Origin of the sequence: Candidatus Thiodiazotropha endoloripes (assembly GCF_001708965.1) — a bacterium.
In the GTDB taxonomy this organism is placed as follows: Bacteria; Pseudomonadota; Gammaproteobacteria; order Chromatiales; family Chromatiaceae; genus Thiodiazotropha; species Thiodiazotropha endoloripes.
Genome location: NZ_LVJW01000006.1, coordinates 826013 through 843119 on the forward strand (window position 1 = coordinate 826013; position 17107 = coordinate 843119).

A 17107-nucleotide genomic window follows, 5' to 3' on the forward strand; every position below is an offset into this window, starting at 1 on the left:
TTTGTGTAAACTTCGAAGATGCTAACAATAAACAGGGTGCCAAGAGGTTGAGATGAATACACAGTTCCGGGTTGTTACAAAATTCTTTCTTTTCATTCTGGCTTTAATCGTCAGTATTAATCAATCCTATGCAGCCTGCACTCGCAGTGATGTGGAATACTATTTGGGTAAAGGTTTCTCAACTGATCAAATTACAAAAATCTGCACTTCAATAGCACCTACTGGCAGCAACGAGACACCAGGCGATAAGACCGATATGGCAACACCTACAGAGAAAAAAGCTGGCGAGGATGCACAGCAACCAAGGCAAATCCGATCTATGGAAAGTAGTAGCGCTCAAGATATCGAACAGTTCCTTAGAATCGCAATTAAAGGACGTGATATCCAGCTGACCCAGGATTCACTGAACTACACAAGAGAAGAATGCGTTCAGATTGGTGAAGAGGATCTATACGGTTTCGCACCAATAGCATGCCAGGATGTTAAGTTTGCAATTGGGCGAAAAGGCCTTGAAGTACTAAAAACGGGCAAGAAATATATCCTGTACGGAGATGGCGTCGCAATCGTGAAAGGCTCGATCCATCGGGAGATTATCGGTCAGCTTAAAGACAGAAAACCTCGTGACCGCAAATTGATACTTGCGAAAATGGAAAAGGGCGATCAGACCGCCATTCCAATAAGAGATGACATCTCACTAGAACGTGTCGAAAAAGTGTTAAGGGAGCTGTCGAACTGAGTACAAAAAAAAAGGCTGACGGGATGAACCCGAAAGCCTTGATCTACCCCGGAGATTAAACTATTTCAGATTTAACTACCACCAAACTTAAACTTATGCTTCGCACCGATAGCAAACACGGAAGGATCTTTGTCCGTTCCGCCGGAAGGCTCAATGCTTGCTGCACTATAAGTTACATAGATCTGAGTATTGTCTGTGATGGTATGGAATACACCGCCCATAAAGCCTGTACCTTCTGCAGGACCGTCATCAACTGAGCCAATGGAGCCAATAACCTCAGTTGTGGCAGTTACCTTGTATCGGCCAACGAGGTAGAGATAACCAACATCCTCAACTGATGCACTGAGGTCAACTGATTCATAGGATAGACCCACACTCCAGTTATCGCCCTTGTATCCACCATACAGGCGCACGGCATCTCCATCAGCAACCACATTCGGAACGGTACCGACATCGCCGTTTGATGCGAACTGCACCCCAACGTTGAAGTTGTCCGCCTTCCATTGACCGCCAAAATTATATCCATGTTCATCTTCGTTGCTATCGTCGATATAGACGCCTGCATTCACTGTGAAACTACCACCCAGCGCCGGACTAGTGTACTGCAGGGCATTATCGGTAAAACCGTTAGTCGCGGGTGACAGACCGTAGGTAGCACCACCAAATGCCACACTGCCGCCAGCATTGACATGTGAGAGATTATAAAAAGGGTCCATGGCAAAGCCGGGGAATTTGTAGGCATTTGTCATTCGTCCATAGGCGACCTTACCGAAACTACCGCTCAGTCCGCCGAAATAGAAACGCTGCCTGAATGCCCGCCCGGATCCGTCTGCATCAGATGGTGCACCGGTCTGCAAGTGATAGAAGGCCTTGATTGAATCGCCGAACGAACCTTTGACCCCAAGCAATGAGACGTTATCTTCTCCACTCAGGCCATCCTGCCCCCCAGCCGTATCTTGATCGACGCTGTTAACCGAATAACTCAACGTTCCATATACGGTGTTTCCTGCTGTCGCCGCCATGGGTAAAGCACAGACAGCTGCAACTGATGTAGCAAGTATGAATTTCTTCATGGATTTCACTCCTCCGCTATACAAGAATTTTATTGTAAAAATGCAACATCCTGTTGCGCAAATACATTATGAGACATGCTGAAACAAAAACGCAACATTTTTAAATATTCAGTATTGTTATTGTCAATATATTTTTTATCTTATTGTTTTTATGGTAATAATTTTCCTTAAAAAGCACTGCCTACTAAAATTTCTTTATTCAAAATAGTCACGATGTTGCATATTCACAACAGAGTGTCTCATTTTGTATTACTTTGGTGGTACTCATGATTAACAATTTAGTGATAGTCAACTAAGAAAAAAATGAGTATTGGAGTGTATCGATGCCTCGCTGCGGTATCCCATGACCAGAGAACCCCTACCACCACCCTGCGGCTCAGGGCTGAATAACTCGAGGATCAGGAGACGTGGGAGAAGACCCTGGGCGGCGATGCTATCCATGAGGGACCGGAACGGTTTAACTTCATCTGCCGACCAGTTTCATTGCGAAGGGCACTCAATAACCTGATTGATAACGCTTTGAAATATGGTGAGACCGTGGTCGCCAGTCTCACCACCAGGCCGGACCGGGTCACCATCCATATTGACGACAACGGTCCAGGCATTCCAGACGATCAGCTGGTAGCGGTATTGACACCCTTTTTTCCGCCTCGAAGCTTCACACAACCGGTAGACGGGCGGAAACGGACTGGAGATGGCCATCACCCGCTCCGCCGGACACATGCCCGGCTTCATCACCTATCTGATGTCAATCTATATCTGCTCCTATCTGCTTGGCCTGATCGCACAAAAACTGGTAATCAAACTCAAACTCGACCGACACCCTCTGCTGAGCGATTTCTTTCGCTTCGATACTCCCTGGTTCTATCTCCTGAAAGGCTTCAACGATGAAGGGGATGAGGCGGATTTTGTGAAGCTTGCGGTCACTGTAAAATAGGTAGAAGCAACCTACCTCTACTACGGAATCCTGAGGATTTCTACCTCACAGACTCAGGAAATCTCGACCGTATCATTTTATCCTCCGTGGTCAGACGCCAACTGATTGCAGATGAGACATCGATTGATGAGGAGCAAGCCGAGCAGCCCGGTGAAGCACTTCGTTTCTATGAGATATGCGGCGACCGCCTGGTTTTTCAAATACAAGGACATCACCAGCCTGAACATCGAACACTATAAAATCATCGAGAACAGCACCTGAGCCGATTAGCAATCCCGGTAATAAGAGTCAACCTGAGAACACAGGTTGTTTTCCGGTGAACTTCGACCACAATAAAAACAGTGTCTTATACTGACTCTAAAAGACAAATTCACTTCGCCCAGGGATGATCTGCATCTGATTCAAATTCCGCATGGCCCAAACCCATATGCCGCTGAACCCACGCCTTCTGTTTGCCTCCCTGCTGATGTTATCAATCTGGGCTGCCATATCAGGCTGGTTCAGACCATCCTCAACGCCAACTGTCGAGCAGCTGCTCCCTTCAGAGATCGTCGCTGATGCAAAACAGATACATGACTCTTTAGAAAGCACCACCCATTTCGTGCTGCTCGACTTTTCCGACACCCTGCCCATGGAGAGAATTCAGAAGTTGTTGGAACAGTTACAGGACTCAACGGATGGCACAAAGCTGCTCTGCGTATCAGCACCGGTAACCAACTCCCCTGCACCACAAGCCCAACTCAAACTCAGTGAATGCAAATACGCTGAGCAGAGCGATTCCGGATCAGTTCTTTTTTGGCGCCATAGCAATCGAGAATCCAAACAAACCCATAGCTCACTCCACCAGGCGATTGAAGCAAAGCTCGGCCATCTGCTGAAACCATCCGAAATGAAACAGATCGCGCTCTACTCTCCAGAGTCGATCCGTACTCAATCATGGCAGGCTGCCAACGACGACCTGGCCCGCATCGCTCCCCTGCTAGGATTGATCATCCTGCTGATCCCCCTGCTTGCCTTCAGATCCCTGCCGGCTCCGGCCTTCATTTTTTTAACGGCCAGTAGCACAACCACCCTTACCCTGCTGATCTTCAATTTCAGTCTGGAAGGAGGTTTCAACGCCCTGTTACTCGCCGTCATACCATTAATCTGGGCAGTCTCATCGATGGATGCGGCACATTTGGTGGACCGACTGGAGAGCCTCCATAGACGTGGCACTCCCCAGCCATTCCGCCACGCATTTCGGGAGTTGATAGGACCCTGCTCCGTCACCACAGCCACCACCTTTATCGGTTTTGGCGCCCTGGCGCTGCAGAATAGTTCGCCATTACTGCAAAGTTTCGGATTAACTGCAGCAGCTGGTACTGGACTTGCACTGATCAACACCTTTCTGCTCGGTTGGCTACTGCTGGAACCAAAGCATCGCACAACCCGGCAGCAGTCTCGAGTCAATTGGTTTGCCACACTGAGTCACTCCCTGGTCAGGACAACAGACAGCTATCCGCTACCAGTTCTCATCACCTGGTTGGTATTCACCCTATCAATGGTGCCGTTTGCGCAAAAGGTTACAACAGAGATCCCGTTTCCGAATATCTTTGCCAGTGATCACCCGATGAGTGGTCAAACCGAGTTACTTCAACAGCGTTTCACCAGTGATTTACGCCCTCTAACCCTCTATCTGACTGCAACGAAAAACACGGGGAGTGCGAACAACCAGCTACTCCATGCGGTCAGTGCCACAGCAGATTATCTCAGCAAATTACCTGAGACCCGCTTGCTACTTCCTACAGCGATAATCCATACCCTGTGCGATGATGAGTGCGGCAAAATGGGATCAGCCTCTTCTCAACTGATGGGATATCCGGATAACTCAGGCGTGTTCAGGTTGGATGTCTTCTTTTCACCGCTGGAACGGCAGCGGCAACAGCAGATCATCGGCTGGCTGAAGCATTTCGATCAAACCATGCTCAGCCATCACCGGTTAGTCTTTGGCGGTCCGGGATATCTCTACCCCGAAGTGGAGTCACTGGGACTGTCAGGCGCGGTTAATGGTCTGCTGATCTCATTGAGCGGTATTATCTTGCTGCTGATCGTGGTATTTCGTCAGCCCGGTTTGGTGCTTGCCGCACTGCTGGTAACCCTGTTACCGCTTTGGTTGGTCGTCGGCATCATGGGAACAGTCGGTATCAACTGGTCACTGGCCCTGCTTGGAGTTCCCGCGATGCTGTTTGGTCTGGCAGCTGATGACACCATACACCTGCTATGGCATCGCAAGCGAACCGGATCGCTTCGCCGCCTGCTTCGTTACAACGCCATTAAAAGCGGTACGGCGCTGACCTCGACAACCCTGATGCTATGCCTGTGTGTTGCCACACTGGGTCTCTCCTCACTGCAAGCCAACCAACACATTGCCATACTGCTTTCAGTCGGTATGGCACTTGCCCTGCTACTGGATCTGACCCTGCTGCCGGCTCTGGTCAGCTTGATGAGACGCAAATCACCTCAACAATTGCAGTAAAGATCACCGCTCCGCCGGCACTCTTTCTAACCTCAACGGTGGCCCCTGGCGCTGAGCTGCTACTGGCACTCATGGCGTTCACCAACGCGGCAAACACTCCATCATGATCGGTCTGCACACCATTGACATGGTATACCAATGCACTGAGCCCGGTGGATGGGGTAATACCCTCGGAGCTGAAAGTATTGCCCGCCGAGGTACCACTCACAACAGCCCTGAATCGCAGATGATAGGTGGTACCCTGATGCGACGCTTTGATCTCCTTGCGATAGATACCCGCAACAGGAAAGCCTTCACCAACCCCGAAACTGCTGTTATTGAATCCATCAGCACAGATTCCCGCATTACCGAACAACACCAGATCGGTAATGTTCGGTGCAGTGGCAGGATCAAGTCCGATCGATGAGAGACTTATCTCTGCGCTATTGTCAGTCGGATTCCAGAAGCCTTCCAGACCGCATTTCTTTCGGTAGATATCGCTGTCACTACCATTGAACGGAACGTCGAGGTAGAGCAATGTGCCCGAAGACAATGCCGTACGCAGTGCGGCGATTGACGTACTGTCGGTCAGAATATCCTGCATTGGACAAGGCGCTACATTAGGATTGTCAGCGGTCTGCAGTACCAGGTTACCCGAAATTGTGTCACCTCCAGTGTCTCCTCCTGTATCACCTCCTGTATCACCTCCTGTGTCTCCCCCGGTATCATCACCCGTATCCCCCCCCGTGTCGTCACCAGTGTCATCACTATCGGTTGTGGTATCGGTGCCATTATCGTCATCATCATCGTTGTCACCCGGACAAGCGACCAAAGTAAGGGCAATAAATAGCATCAGGAGTAGTTGGCGAAACTTTTTCATCATCGACCTCGAATTGAATCTGTCTTTCTCTATTTTTTTGTATTAGGACCTGTTAACACTAATCCAATAACCCTAGCAGGAATTTTCAATTCTCCAACCTGACACAGTTTTCAGCCAATTGGTCAGCCCAACGCTCTGTGGGGAAGGCAGTGTAGGGAGTCTGTTGAAAGAATCCTGCTTTTTTGACTACTGCCCAACCGATTGATGGCAGACCGATCAAAGGCAGATAGAGGGGCCCCAGCAGCATTGATTGTCGGTAATGACCATATTCGTGATAGAGCATCTCATATCCACAGGAGGAGTGCTGATAGAACAGAAAAGGTCCCAAACTGACACCTCCGGTCAACCGCTGATAGCGGATGACACGCAGAGCACCCAACTGGTTAACCTTTTGCGCCCTTCTATCCAGCAGCCGGGTAATCAGAAAATACCAACCGAGCCCCACTAAGGTTTGCGGTAGACACCAGGTCCAGTCCAGGAGAATTAATCGATTATTCATGGAATACGGAGAATCTGTTTGAAGCATCATTGATTATAGACATAAACTTAACCGCACATTTTTATCGGTTTTAGTGCAGATTGTTGAGCTTTCAGTAATTCCATTCCCACAACTGAATGTTTTCACACAAACGTCATACTCATTCTTTATATTTGACATGACAAACTTTGCCCAGCACGTCGAGCCACAATGACAGTCGACTCTGAAAAAGCCATTCTCAAGGCAATCAAAGACAATAAACTCATCAGTTTATTCCAGCCTATCGTTACAGCCAACACGCTTGAGATTATCGGTTACGAAGCACTCATCAGAGGACCATCTGATAAAGCATGGCACTCCCCACAGATGCTTTTTTCCCTGGCTGAGCAATACGGTATCGGCAACAGGATAGAAATTCACAGCATCAATACACACCTCAAGCGGCGTAAGAAACTTGGCTTGCAGGGCATGCTGTTTTTAAACCTCTCCTCTTTCTGCATATCGAGTGGTGACTTCATCATTACAGAATTCACCAACCGCTTGAAGAAAGCAGGTATATGCCCCGATCAAGTGGTCATTGAGATCACTGAGAGGCACCCCGTTGTAGACGTCATCCCAATGATCTCAATCCTGGAAGAGATGCGGGCACACGGACTAAGAATTGCCATTGATGATCTCGGCGCGGGTTATTCGAGTCTTCGCCAATGGTCAGAAATACGACCGGATTATGTGAAAATTGATGGTCACTTCATTCAGAACATCCATGAAGACTCTGTAAAACGTCAGTTTGTTCGCTCGTTCTGTGAAATCGCCAATGACATCGGCTGTTCCATTATAGCTGAGGGTATAGAAACCGAAGAGGAACTGGAGACCATTCAATCTCTGGAGGTTGACTATCTACAAGGTTACCTGATTGCCAGACCTCAACGTACGCCGATCAAACATACTCCAGCCCGTCTCAGGCAGTTGAATGATGGCACAACGTTTCTGAGCAATGACCTTCAGGTTCGCGCACTATGCAAACCCACATTGACAATTTCACCACGACTCTCCGTTAGATCACTGGCTGATAAATTTTATCAGGATAAATCTCTCCATGTTGCAGTCGTTATTGAGAAAAGCAAGCCTCTAGGCATCATTACCAGAAACAGCCTGCAACAACTTTTTTCCAGTCATTATGGACGTGATCTGTATGGGCGAAAGCCAGTCGTACTGATCATGAATGATGAGCCCATAACGGTTACCGAAGAGACTGAAATTGAACGCCTTAGCAATCAGATCACAGACAACAACGAAACCCTGCCTGACGAATATTTTGTGATTGTTGATAAAAACAAAAAATATACAGGTGTAGGCTCACTTATTGATCTTCTACGAGCCGTTACAGACTACAGGATAACGGCTGCAAGACATGCTAACCCACTCACCATGTTGCCTGGTAACCTGCGAATAAACCAACAGATAGATACACTGCTTTCAGCAAACAGTTCGTTCGTATTAGCCTATTGTGATGTAGATAACTTCAAGCCATTCAATGATACATATGGCTATGCCCGTGGTGATGACGTGATCCGCGAGATCGGCCAACTACTGTCCAGACACTCTCAATTCGAGCTGGATTTCGTTGGTCATATCGGGGGAGATGATTTCATTGTGATATTTCGCAGTATTGACTGGGAAGCGCGTTGTCGGAAAATACTCGATCATTTCCAAAATCATGCACTACGATTCTACGATGAAAAACATAAAGAGTGCGGTGGCATTCCGGCCATCGACAGATCGGGCAATCAACAATTTTACGATATCATCTCTATTTCGATAGGAGTGATCCAAGTCAACCACAAATTTTTCACCTCACATAAAGAAGTAGCCTCGATCTCCAGTGAAGTTAAAAAGCAAGCAAAGAAAACCAAAGGCAATTCACTGTTTATCGACAGACGCTCCTATCAGGACGTTTTTAACACCAAATCAGATGATTCCGATATACCCAACAATGTAATTTCAATCAATCTCCCTGACAGTCGACAATAAACTCCTTGCATACAACGAAAATTTAATCGATCAGTTACTCATATGGAGATAGCCTGATCAGTAAACCGATTTGTCATGAATCATTTAAACCACTTCACCCTATACTAATAATCAGTACCCAATATTTACCGACACCAAGTATCACTACTGGTCAGCGATGGTAATCGTACGCCCGTCTGCTGACACTTCGAGATCCAGCTTCTGACCATTAAGAGTACCTTCAAATTCATATCCAACCACCTTCATACTCGCAGAGTGAGTGGCTTCTATCTTGCTAGGAACAAAACCATGCATCTTTTTGTCGAGCGCCTTAAGAATTGCGCCTGGTACCATTTCAATCGGAAATATAATTTCAACTTCTTCAATTTTTCCATCGGGAAAAACATCAAATTCTGCTAAATGACCATCCGATAATTTCCCCTGAATTTCATAAACGACAGACCCATCTTCTTCCGTTTCTATATTGGCCGTCAATAAAGTAGCTTTTTCAAAACGCTGATTCAACACCTTCATCACAGTTTGCGGAACTTCAGATAGGGCAATCTTCTTTTCTGTGCCAGCAAAAGCCGGATTAAGACCAACCATCAATACAACACTAGCAATGATAAGCAATTTCATTTTGAACTCCTTAACCGAATGTTTTCTTGAAGTCATCACGAAGCATATTCAAGAACTCCTTAAGAGAGTTAAAGGTCGTATCCAGATCCGCGTAGTGAAAATCCAGTTGATCAACGGCTTTATGTTGTTCAAACTCAACCTCTTTTTGCAGTTCCCCCTTCAGACCTGCAAGTTTAGATTCCAGTTCAGCGATTTTCTCTTCCAAGGCCTGCTTATGCGTTTGAATATCAGACATTTCAACAACTCCTTTGAGACTTAGAACAAATATTCACTTGTACCGATCAGAAGTAGCGGAATAATGACAAATACGAGCAACATATATCCTGCCACATACAGTTTGTTTTTCTGGGCTAATACCGAAAGGGTTTCTGCAGCTTTAACCGGAATGTCACGCAACAGGGGAACACCATATATCACGATTACGCCGATCAGATTGTAGAGAAGGTGTATTAGAGCAATCTGTAAAGCAAAAATTGCATTGACACCAGTTACTGCTGTCGCAGCCAGGAGCGCCGTAATGGTGGTACCGATATTGGCGCCCAACGTGAATGGGTAGACCTGACGCAGGGAGAAAACCCCGCTACCTGCCAGAGGAACGATCAAACTGGTGGTTGTTGACGATGATTGAACCAACACTGTGATAAGTGTTCCTGACGATATACCTAGAACAGGCCCTCGACCTACAGCATTGTGCAGTATATCTTTAGCTTTACCGACCATGATAACTTTCAGAATCTTGCCAATCGCCGTTATGACAAAAAAGATAAATGTAATGCCCAAAACGATTAAGACAATACCAACGATCAGATCTGAGAAGCCGATAGTTCCAAGTGATTCTTTTAATAGGTTTAACGGTGGCTTAACTATAGGCTTGATAAAATTAAACCCTTTAACCGACATAGACTCGCCGCCCACCATTAACTGGGCCAAGTAAGCCCCCACTCTCTCCAACAAACCGAACATTACTTCCAATGGAAGAAATATCACAACACTAAGAACATTAAAGAAATCGTGAATGGTTGCCGCAGCAAACGCACGCCTGAAATCATCGCCCTGTTTCACCATTCCCAAAGACACAATGGTATTAGTCACTGTCGTACCAATGTTTGCACCCATTACCATTGGGATCGCAATTTCAACCGGCATCCCTCCTGCCACCAAGCCAACAATTATCGATGTAACGGTACTTGATGACTGAATAAGGGCAGTGGCCAAAACACCAATCACCAGTGCTGTTATCGGATTACTGGCAAATTCAAATAGCTCTTTGGCTTGAGGTCCCGCAGCCAGTTTGAATCCACTTCCGATCATCCCCACGGCAACCAAAAGCAGATAAACCAAGAAGGCTATAGTGAACCATTGTTTCCAATTTGAAGTCCCCGCCGAGACAGAAGTTTGTGCCACTGCTTCGTTCACAGATCTCTCCTTAAACCTTGAATGACTATAATCGGTTAATCTCCACTGAATAGTACTTTTTCAAGGTGACATAGTGGTTACTGAAGAGATATCTCAACTAGCAAAAGCGACATGACTTGGTCACACAACTTATGTATTTTTTACACAATGCCAGTCCTGTGGCACAACATATGATGCAACAGCTCAAATGAATCCATGATTAGTCAGGAGAAATGACCAACTATCGGATCACTACTATCCGGATAACATCACAACAATGTCGCTTTTCGCCGGATTAATCCGATAATCGCTACTCGATACGGCAGGATGACAGATCTGCAATCTGCAGATTGTAACTGGCGCCAGGGTTCTCCGGCGATGGACCCTGGGTAAGAATGGCAAGACCACTTTTTAGGCCTTTTTCATGCAGCCAGCGACAGGTAAAAGCCCCCCAGTCCTGTAGATCTTTCTCCACTTTAAGCGGAAAGACGCCATAGGAAAATTGCAATGCCTGACAGACCGCCTCTTCCGTACTGAATGCATTTATCCAGACCGGCAGACGATAACGGGTAATACTCCGTGCTGTAGCCCCAGAGCGTGTAGGTACAATTACAGCTGTAGGGTCGAGTTTGATCACTGCCTGCTGCACACAATGGGCAATCAGATCTGTAGGTAGAAAGCCGTGATTACGTGGCATCCGCTCTTCACGCACAAGCATATTCCGACTCGGCTCTGTATCTGCAGCAATCCTGGCAAGCATTTCTACCGCTTCCACCGGATAACGCCCCATTGCAGATTCAGCAGACAGCATCACTGCATCCGTACCATCCAGAATGGCATTCGCCACATCTGTAGCCTCCGCTCGCGTCGGCCTTCGATGTGCCGTCATCGATTCGAGCATCTGGGTGGCGGTGATCACCGGTTTCCCCATGTGATTGGCTCGCTCCATCAAATCTTTCTGTATCACTGCCATGCGCGAAATCGGTATCTCGACACCAAGATCCCCACGCGCCACCATGATCCCGTCAGAGATTTCCAGAATCGACTCCAGATTCTCCAAAGCCTCCAATCTTTCGATCTTTGCAATAACGAAAGGTCTATGGCCAATTTCATCCGCAGCGGCCAGCAGATTCTCAATATCGCCACCATCAGAGACAAAGGATTGACTCACCGCATCCACACCCGCTTGCAAGGCAAACTGCAGACATTCGCGATCATGTTCGGTAAAGGCCCCGAATCCCAGATCAATACCAGGCAGATTCAAGCCCTTTCTTGATGATAGCTCCCCTCCAGCACGCACTTCACAATGAACCTCGGTACCCTCGACAGCTTCCACCTTGAGTGATATCAGGCCATCATTCAAAAACAGCTTGTCATCCACCGTAACAATTTTCGGTAGTTGCTTAAGGCTAACCGAGACACGTCGATTATCACCCGCTATTTCATCCGTGGTAAGAGTCAACTTATCACCGATATGTAGCTCCACCGCTCCTCCTGGTATCTCTCCGATGCGCATTTTCGGCCCTGGAAGATCAGCCATGATCGCAAGCCGTTTTCCCGTTTTCTCTGCCGCTCGGCGTAGTTTAAGAATATTCTCCTGATGTGTGGAAAAATCCCCATGGGAAAAATTCAAACGGGCGACATTCATACCTGCCAGCAACAGCCGCTGCATGACCTCTTCAGAATCGGAAGCCGGACCGATGGTGCCAATAATCTTGACTTTGTTGCTTGGGTATATCACTGATTTGCACTCTTCATCTCTCTTTGAAGCATGCTATTTTAATGATCTTTGATGAAGTTATTATTATCAGGTATTAAAATAATCTGTCACATTTCTGCCACTAGATCAGCGTAAGCTCCATCGGCACCTTCAAGACGATTCTAGGGTCTGTTAACACTCATTTAGTAGGCACTGCTGTGCCTGAAGGTCTGGGACTGTTTTCACCCAGCGGCGTTATCATTCGCTATCGTCAAGCTGTTACCAACAACACGACTTGAATAGATCATTTTTTGCCGTCTGAGTAATGGTATTGATTGCCGGGTGTTTGATGTGCCGTTCAGGGGATGTCACAAAGAAGCTCTCGGTTATTTCATCGGAACGCCCCACAACCTGCACTCGATACTTGTCTATCACATCCTGCTCCACAACGGTTGGAGAGGTAAACACCCCTGTGCCGCGTTCACCAAAGGTCTTCATTAACGCCCAATCCTCAAATTCCGCGACCACCATCGGTTCGATCTGCTGGCGCTGGAACCAGATTTCCAGATTGCGTCTCAGGCTACTGCCACTGCTTGGCATTAATATGTTCTGCCCATGCAGACTGACAGGGTATTCGCTGCGTAATCGTCGGGCATCATCAGGGGCGGCAAAAAATGTAATGCCACTTTCAACCAAGGCTTGATTATAGGCACGTATATTCAGCGTGGGATTGATCGGACTGTCGGCCAACACCATATCGAGTTTATGTACCGAGAGATCGGCCAGCAAGTCCACCAGTGGCGCTTCATGACAGATCAGTTTTACTGGATCCTGCATCTTCAACACGGTTCGAGCACACGATAGGCAAGCAGCTTGGGGACGACCATGGCAACACCCACTTTGAGTGTTATGGCCGTTCCCTGAGTACGGCCGGAGAGCATATCCTCAGTTCGATACCAAGACGAAACATCTCATCCGCGTAGGAGAAGACCAGCCGTCCGGTTTCAGTCAACACCAAACGCCTCCCCTCTTTACGAAACAGTTCACTGCCAACCTGTGACTCCAACTCTCTCAACTGGCCACTGATCGTCTGAGGCGTAATAAAGAGTGCCTCCGCTGCCTGTACAATCGTACCGTGACTGGCGACAGCGCAGATGTTTAAGATTCAGTTTGAGATTCTGCATATATCCTCCAGGTCAGACAGACAAACCACACAGGCCAACAGTTGCAGCAATCAGCCAACGACTTGGGTCACCATGAATGAACCTTGAGTTAAATCGACCTTGTTGATTAACGCAATTCATTTTACCGGTAACACAAAATTTTGCGATTTGACCGCGAGCATCGATGCTTTGCTATTCCGTAATACATCCTCTGCCGTATTACCGCTAACAGCCCCGGCACACCAGTTCTTCCCACAGTACCCATAACGATCAGGTCTGCATTGAGACTATCTGACAGCTCATGAATCACTTTTGAGGCATCGCCATGTACCAGCTCTATTACCGCATCATCCGATGTCATACCATAGCTTTTGAGTAGTAGCCTGAAGTTTTCTCTTGTGACTCATTTCAGTCATATTGATCAATAGATTGAATTCACTCTGCGAGAGACGGAAGCGACCAGCACGCAATATCGATTCACCTTTTATTTTTCAGGCATGCACCACACTAAGCTGAGTCGATTCCCAGCGCGCCAGGGATGAGGCCAGGTCCTTTACAAGCGAGGAACAGTTATCATTCGCAGGCGCCAGGATGAGAATCTCAAAGAGTCCGTTGCCTAGGCAGCAGACTTCAGGCCACATTTACGATTCGCCGGAACAGCCACATCCATCAGACGTGGATTATCCAGCTGCAGATTGTTCATGATTTCCACATAGGACTGTTTATCCGCGATCTGCAGTCTTGGATTAAACAGCCTCTCTTCATGAATGGTACTCACTGTCATGCCGTTATAGTCATGTGCCGGATAGACAAGTGTCTGCTCAGGAAGCTTCAGCAACTTTTCAAACAGACTGTCATATTGATCAGCCGGATCGCCATTTTGAAAATCAGTACGTCCGGTGCCACGAATCAATAATGTATCGCCGGTAAACACCCGGTCCGCCATGACAAAGCTGTAGGAGTCATCTGTATGCCCTGGCGTATAGAGTATATCCAGATATAGATTATCCACCTTGAGTTTGTCACCCTCATTGAAATGGAGCGATACACAATCAGTATTGGACATCTCACCCATTGCACTGGTACATCCAGTACTCTGCCTCAGTTCACCAATACCGGTCACATGATCTGCATGGATATGCGTATCAACCGCAAACACCAACTTCAAATCCATTTCTCGCACTAATTGTATGTACTGGTCCACGTTGGATTTTACCGGGTCGATCAGTAACGCTTCACCTCCTATGCGCTGTGCAAGCAAATAGGTATAAGTGGAAGACTCATGGTCGAAAAGCTGACGGAAAATCATCTGCATAACTCCTACGTTCTAATTCATATCAAACCAACGCCTTTTCACTGCAATTGGCATTTCTGTTCCAAGGTAACATTGCTACCAATTTGGCCATTCCACACCAGCGAGTAATCCCGGCCATGATCAAGCCTGCACCAATCAATGCCCCAGCCAGGAAGAACAACTCATGCAGCGCAAATCCAAATACTACTTTCGTAAGAAGTATGCTGCCTATAACAATCTGTACCTGCCGCTCCAATGAGATGACTCCTGTACATCGCTTTATTGGCAGACCTGACTTTTCCCAGCCATCTGTACCACCTTCCACAAGCACAAGATTCTGATAGCCGGAGCCAAGCAACTTATCTGCTGCCTGTTCTGCACGGAAACCACTTTTACAGGTAAGATAGATTGAGGCCTGGCCCCTTTCTTTTGGTTGACCAAGCTGTTGAGCAAGGGATTCATCACTGATTTCATCAAGACTCAACAATCTTGATCCAGGTATATGACTACCTCTGTACTCAGCAGCCGTTCGTAGATCAATAAGCTCTATCTTCATACCCTGATCCTGCTTGCCAAACAGATCTGACGGCGAAATTGTTGGTACTCTCTTTGTGGACATGAAATACCGCCTCTAATTCAATATTGACCTTGTATTAGATGGTATAGGCAACAACATCAGATTAAAATTCGATTCCTTTATGCATTAAGCTCGAAATTTCCGAGCTATAACCAGACAGTAGCAATAGGGTTCCCGGAGCAGATATATCTAAGGAAAATGATGACTGAAAGTCACTTTTCAACCATCATTGAACACACAATCCGAAGGGATTTTTCTGAGTAAATATAAGATGAGTAACACTCAACGTTTTCAGGACTGCGCAGTAACGTTAGCAGTATCAGTGTGGCAATGGTTATTCAGCCGCCACCGCTTTGCGGTAGCGGTAATCTGCCATATGAACAGGAGCATGATAGTGGTCACAGTTCCAAATGATCGTAATATTCAACTTTCGGAGGAGACTCTAAATAAGAAACCAACTCATCCATAACACCGTTATTTTCAATGCTATCCAAATAGTTACGATGCCGCTTTATTGACAACCAAGCCTCATCAAAGATCAAGTTTCTGGAGTCGCTATCAAACAGCACAGCCACCTTCAGACAACCCGAGAAACCTCTGACATTGGGCAGGTTCTTCTCCAAAAATGGAAGAAACCTATCTAAAACACCCTCTTTAACCCTAGATTTTATGATCACTTTTTTTCTCATTTCCCCCTCCAGTCAATGTATTGAGGAGATAGATTAGAACCCCATTAAAACTCAAACTACCTATAAATCATCAAAAATACGGTTTTCTGGTCACGTTTGTTGTTTTATTTCATAAGGGGTTTTAGCGTATTTCTTCTTGAACGCAGCGATAAAGTGAGAAACGTTACTGTAACCCACTTTGATAGCAGTATCTGTCACTGACCACTGTTCCGTGGATAGCAACTCATGGGCATGTTCAATACGCCGATCGATCAACCACTGTTTTGGGGTGGTTCCATAGAGCGCTTTGAACTCCCTGTTAAAGGTCGACAGACTGCGGCCAGACAATACAGCGAGTTGCTTTGCACTCAAATTGGAGATCGCGTATTGATCCATCATACGTTTAATATTTCTTTTTAAACCACCTTTTTGAACAGCTAACAAACTGGCCCGCAGCTGACCGCCGTCTTTGATATCAAGCAAATGGAGTATTTCCAACAGTTTTATCTCGAGAAGATGCGATGGGTTATCCAAACTGTTATATATAGTCTCAAAAGCAGTAAAATATCTCTGCACTGCACGGCTGGCTTTCAGTTTGACGATTGCATCTTCATTTAGCTTCTTAGCTGAAGGCACCTCGCCGACAGAGAGAAATTTAGCCAACACATCTGAGCCAATGAACAAAAGAAACGCATTCAGTCCTTTCCCAGCATGAAAGTAGTCTGAATGTAGATTGAGACCCTTTGGTAGATATAAAACCTCGCCTGGACCAATTTCGATCGATTGATTTTCTGAGGTTGTAATAACTTCGCGCCCAGCTTGGAGGTAGAGAATACAGGGCACTCGTGTATGAAATTCAATGTTAACAAGATCCGACTCTAGGTCTTTGTAAAAGATAGAGGATTCAACATTAAAGAGAACCGGTTTGATATCCCTCAAACCAAACAGATCATTAGGTATTACAAGAATATTATCTTCACAATAGTGAGCCAAAGCCATTTGCCGATTCATACGTCCTCATATATGCAGTTGTTACTCAACCAATACTGATACAACCGGATAAG

Annotated in this window: 19 protein-coding genes and 1 pseudogene; 6 read left to right on the top strand and 14 right to left on the bottom strand. The window is 46.6% G+C overall.

Annotated features, from left to right (window positions below; translation table 11 throughout):
• Nucleotides 1–52: 52 nt before the first annotated feature.
• The gene (locus A3193_RS14345) at nt 53–736 is read left to right on the top strand and encodes a hypothetical protein (protein WP_069003582.1); all 684 of its coding nucleotides are present in this window, start codon (nt 53–55) and stop codon (nt 734–736) included.
• A gap of 71 nt (nt 737–807) precedes the next feature.
• Here the strand turns inward: A3193_RS14345 and A3193_RS14350 are convergent, their stop codons facing one another.
• Nucleotides 808–1809, bottom strand: a complete 1002-nt coding sequence (locus A3193_RS14350) for a porin (protein ID WP_071932357.1) — start codon at nt 1807–1809, stop codon at nt 808–810.
• Between the two features lie 519 nt (nt 1810–2328).
• Between A3193_RS14350 and A3193_RS21110 the strand changes: the two are divergent.
• From A3193_RS21110 to A3193_RS14360, 4 genes and pseudogenes are all read left to right on the top strand, one after another.
• Nucleotides 2329–2451, top strand: a pseudogene (locus A3193_RS21110) (hypothetical protein); the annotation flags it as partial.
• 52 nt (nt 2452–2503) lie between these two features.
• Nucleotides 2504–2746, top strand: a complete 243-nt coding sequence (locus A3193_RS20805) for a hypothetical protein (RefSeq protein ID WP_069015129.1) — start codon at nt 2504–2506, stop codon at nt 2744–2746.
• Between the two features lie 126 nt (nt 2747–2872).
• On the top strand, nt 2873–3007 hold the full coding sequence (locus A3193_RS20920) for a hypothetical protein (protein WP_268802804.1): 135 nt from the start codon (nt 2873–2875) through the stop codon (nt 3005–3007).
• 151 nt (nt 3008–3158) lie between these two features.
• Nucleotides 3159–5261 (top strand): MMPL family transporter, encoded by a 2103-nt coding sequence (locus A3193_RS14360; protein ID WP_069015130.1) that lies wholly within the window; start codon nt 3159–3161, stop codon nt 5259–5261.
• Here A3193_RS14360 and A3193_RS14365 read toward each other — a convergent pair.
• Together A3193_RS14365 and A3193_RS14370 are read right to left on the bottom strand one after the other, a co-directional pair.
• On the bottom strand, nt 5221–6120 hold the full coding sequence (locus tag A3193_RS14365; protein ID WP_155523058.1) for a hypothetical protein: 900 nt from the start codon (nt 6118–6120) through the stop codon (nt 5221–5223). The genes A3193_RS14360 and A3193_RS14365 overlap by 41 nt on opposite strands.
• Before the next feature lie 85 nt (nt 6121–6205).
• The gene (locus A3193_RS14370) at nt 6206–6619 is read right to left on the bottom strand and encodes a hypothetical protein (RefSeq protein ID WP_141694563.1); all 414 of its coding nucleotides are present in this window, start codon (nt 6617–6619) and stop codon (nt 6206–6208) included.
• Nucleotides 6620–6808: 189 nt separating this feature from the next.
• Here A3193_RS14370 and A3193_RS14375 point away from each other — a divergent pair, with 189 nt between their 5' ends.
• Nucleotides 6809–8629 carry a GGDEF domain-containing protein gene (locus tag A3193_RS14375; RefSeq protein WP_069015133.1) on the top strand — a complete coding sequence of 607 codons (1821 nt, stop codon included), beginning with the start codon at nt 6809–6811 and terminating at the stop codon, nt 8627–8629.
• A 144-nt stretch (nt 8630–8773) separates the two neighbouring features.
• On the opposite strand, the gene A3193_RS14380 is transcribed toward A3193_RS14375, so the two are convergent.
• From A3193_RS14380 to A3193_RS14420, 11 genes are all read right to left on the bottom strand, one after another.
• Nucleotides 8774–9247 (bottom strand): hypothetical protein, encoded by a 474-nt coding sequence (locus tag A3193_RS14380; protein ID WP_069015134.1) that lies wholly within the window; start codon nt 9245–9247, stop codon nt 8774–8776.
• 10 nt (nt 9248–9257) lie between these two features.
• Nucleotides 9258–9482: a DUF1307 domain-containing protein gene (locus A3193_RS14385; protein WP_069015135.1), complete on the bottom strand. Its 225-nt coding sequence runs from the start codon at nt 9480–9482 to the stop codon at nt 9258–9260.
• Between the two features lie 20 nt (nt 9483–9502).
• Nucleotides 9503–10663: a Na/Pi symporter gene (locus A3193_RS14390; protein WP_069015136.1), complete on the bottom strand. Its 1161-nt coding sequence runs from the start codon at nt 10661–10663 to the stop codon at nt 9503–9505.
• A 289-nt stretch (nt 10664–10952) separates the two neighbouring features.
• Nucleotides 10953–12383, bottom strand: a complete 1431-nt coding sequence (gene pyk, locus A3193_RS14395; RefSeq protein WP_069015137.1) for a pyruvate kinase — start codon at nt 12381–12383, stop codon at nt 10953–10955.
• Between the two features lie 237 nt (nt 12384–12620).
• Complete coding sequence (locus A3193_RS20810) at nt 12621–13178, bottom strand: LysR substrate-binding domain-containing protein (protein WP_235615007.1); 558 nt, start codon at nt 13176–13178, stop codon at nt 12621–12623.
• Nucleotides 13179–13248: 70 nt separating this feature from the next.
• Nucleotides 13249–13506: a LysR family transcriptional regulator gene (locus tag A3193_RS20815; protein ID WP_320410700.1), complete on the bottom strand. Its 258-nt coding sequence runs from the start codon at nt 13504–13506 to the stop codon at nt 13249–13251.
• A 140-nt stretch (nt 13507–13646) separates the two neighbouring features.
• Nucleotides 13647–13865 carry a universal stress protein gene (locus tag A3193_RS21115; RefSeq protein ID WP_071938100.1) on the bottom strand — a complete coding sequence of 73 codons (219 nt, stop codon included), beginning with the start codon at nt 13863–13865 and terminating at the stop codon, nt 13647–13649.
• 255 nt (nt 13866–14120) lie between these two features.
• Nucleotides 14121–14813: an MBL fold metallo-hydrolase gene (locus A3193_RS14405; RefSeq protein ID WP_083218847.1), complete on the bottom strand. Its 693-nt coding sequence runs from the start codon at nt 14811–14813 to the stop codon at nt 14121–14123.
• A 28-nt stretch (nt 14814–14841) separates the two neighbouring features.
• On the bottom strand, nt 14842–15417 hold the full coding sequence (locus A3193_RS14410; RefSeq protein WP_069015139.1) for a rhodanese-like domain-containing protein: 576 nt from the start codon (nt 15415–15417) through the stop codon (nt 14842–14844).
• 356 nt (nt 15418–15773) lie between these two features.
• Nucleotides 15774–16064, bottom strand: coding sequence for a putative quinol monooxygenase (locus tag A3193_RS14415; RefSeq protein ID WP_069015140.1), 291 nt, complete (start codon nt 16062–16064; stop codon nt 15774–15776).
• Nucleotides 16065–16154: 90 nt separating this feature from the next.
• The gene (locus A3193_RS14420; protein ID WP_083218781.1) at nt 16155–17054 is read right to left on the bottom strand and encodes a helix-turn-helix transcriptional regulator; all 900 of its coding nucleotides are present in this window, start codon (nt 17052–17054) and stop codon (nt 16155–16157) included.
• Nucleotides 17055–17107: the final 53 nt, after the last annotated feature.

Bases quoted from the DNA above. Each gene is read 5' to 3' on its own strand.
- A3193_RS14345 (WP_069003582.1), top strand. From the start codon at position 53: ATGAATACACAGTTCCGGGTTGTTACAAAATTCTTTCTTTTCATTCTG.
- A3193_RS20810 (WP_235615007.1), bottom strand. From the start codon at position 13,178: ATGCAGGATCCAGTAAAACTGATCTGTCATGAAGCGCCACTGGTGGAC.
- A3193_RS14350 (WP_071932357.1), bottom strand. From the start codon at position 1,809: ATGAAGAAATTCATACTTGCTACATCAGTTGCAGCTGTCTGTGCTTTA.
- A3193_RS21115 (WP_071938100.1), bottom strand. From the start codon at position 13,865: ATGACATCGGATGATGCGGTAATAGAGCTGGTACATGGCGATGCCTCA.
- A3193_RS14380 (WP_069015134.1), bottom strand. From the start codon at position 9,247: ATGAAATTGCTTATCATTGCTAGTGTTGTATTGATGGTTGGTCTTAAT.
- A3193_RS14360 (WP_069015130.1), top strand. From the start codon at position 3,159: ATGGCCCAAACCCATATGCCGCTGAACCCACGCCTTCTGTTTGCCTCC.
- A3193_RS14365 (WP_155523058.1), bottom strand. From the start codon at position 6,120: ATGAAAAAGTTTCGCCAACTACTCCTGATGCTATTTATTGCCCTTACT.
- A3193_RS20805 (WP_069015129.1), top strand. From the start codon at position 2,504: ATGGCCATCACCCGCTCCGCCGGACACATGCCCGGCTTCATCACCTAT.
- A3193_RS14385 (WP_069015135.1), bottom strand. From the start codon at position 9,482: ATGTCTGATATTCAAACGCATAAGCAGGCCTTGGAAGAGAAAATCGCT.
- A3193_RS14410 (WP_069015139.1), bottom strand. From the start codon at position 15,417: ATGTCCACAAAGAGAGTACCAACAATTTCGCCGTCAGATCTGTTTGGC.
- A3193_RS14405 (WP_083218847.1), bottom strand. From the start codon at position 14,813: ATGATTTTCCGTCAGCTTTTCGACCATGAGTCTTCCACTTATACCTAT.
- A3193_RS14415 (WP_069015140.1), bottom strand. From the start codon at position 16,064: ATGAGAAAAAAAGTGATCATAAAATCTAGGGTTAAAGAGGGTGTTTTA.
- A3193_RS14420 (WP_083218781.1), bottom strand. From the start codon at position 17,054: ATGAATCGGCAAATGGCTTTGGCTCACTATTGTGAAGATAATATTCTT.
- A3193_RS14370 (WP_141694563.1), bottom strand. From the start codon at position 6,619: ATGAATAATCGATTAATTCTCCTGGACTGGACCTGGTGTCTACCGCAA.
- A3193_RS20920 (WP_268802804.1), top strand. From the start codon at position 2,873: ATGAGGAGCAAGCCGAGCAGCCCGGTGAAGCACTTCGTTTCTATGAGA.
- A3193_RS14375 (WP_069015133.1), top strand. From the start codon at position 6,809: ATGACAGTCGACTCTGAAAAAGCCATTCTCAAGGCAATCAAAGACAAT.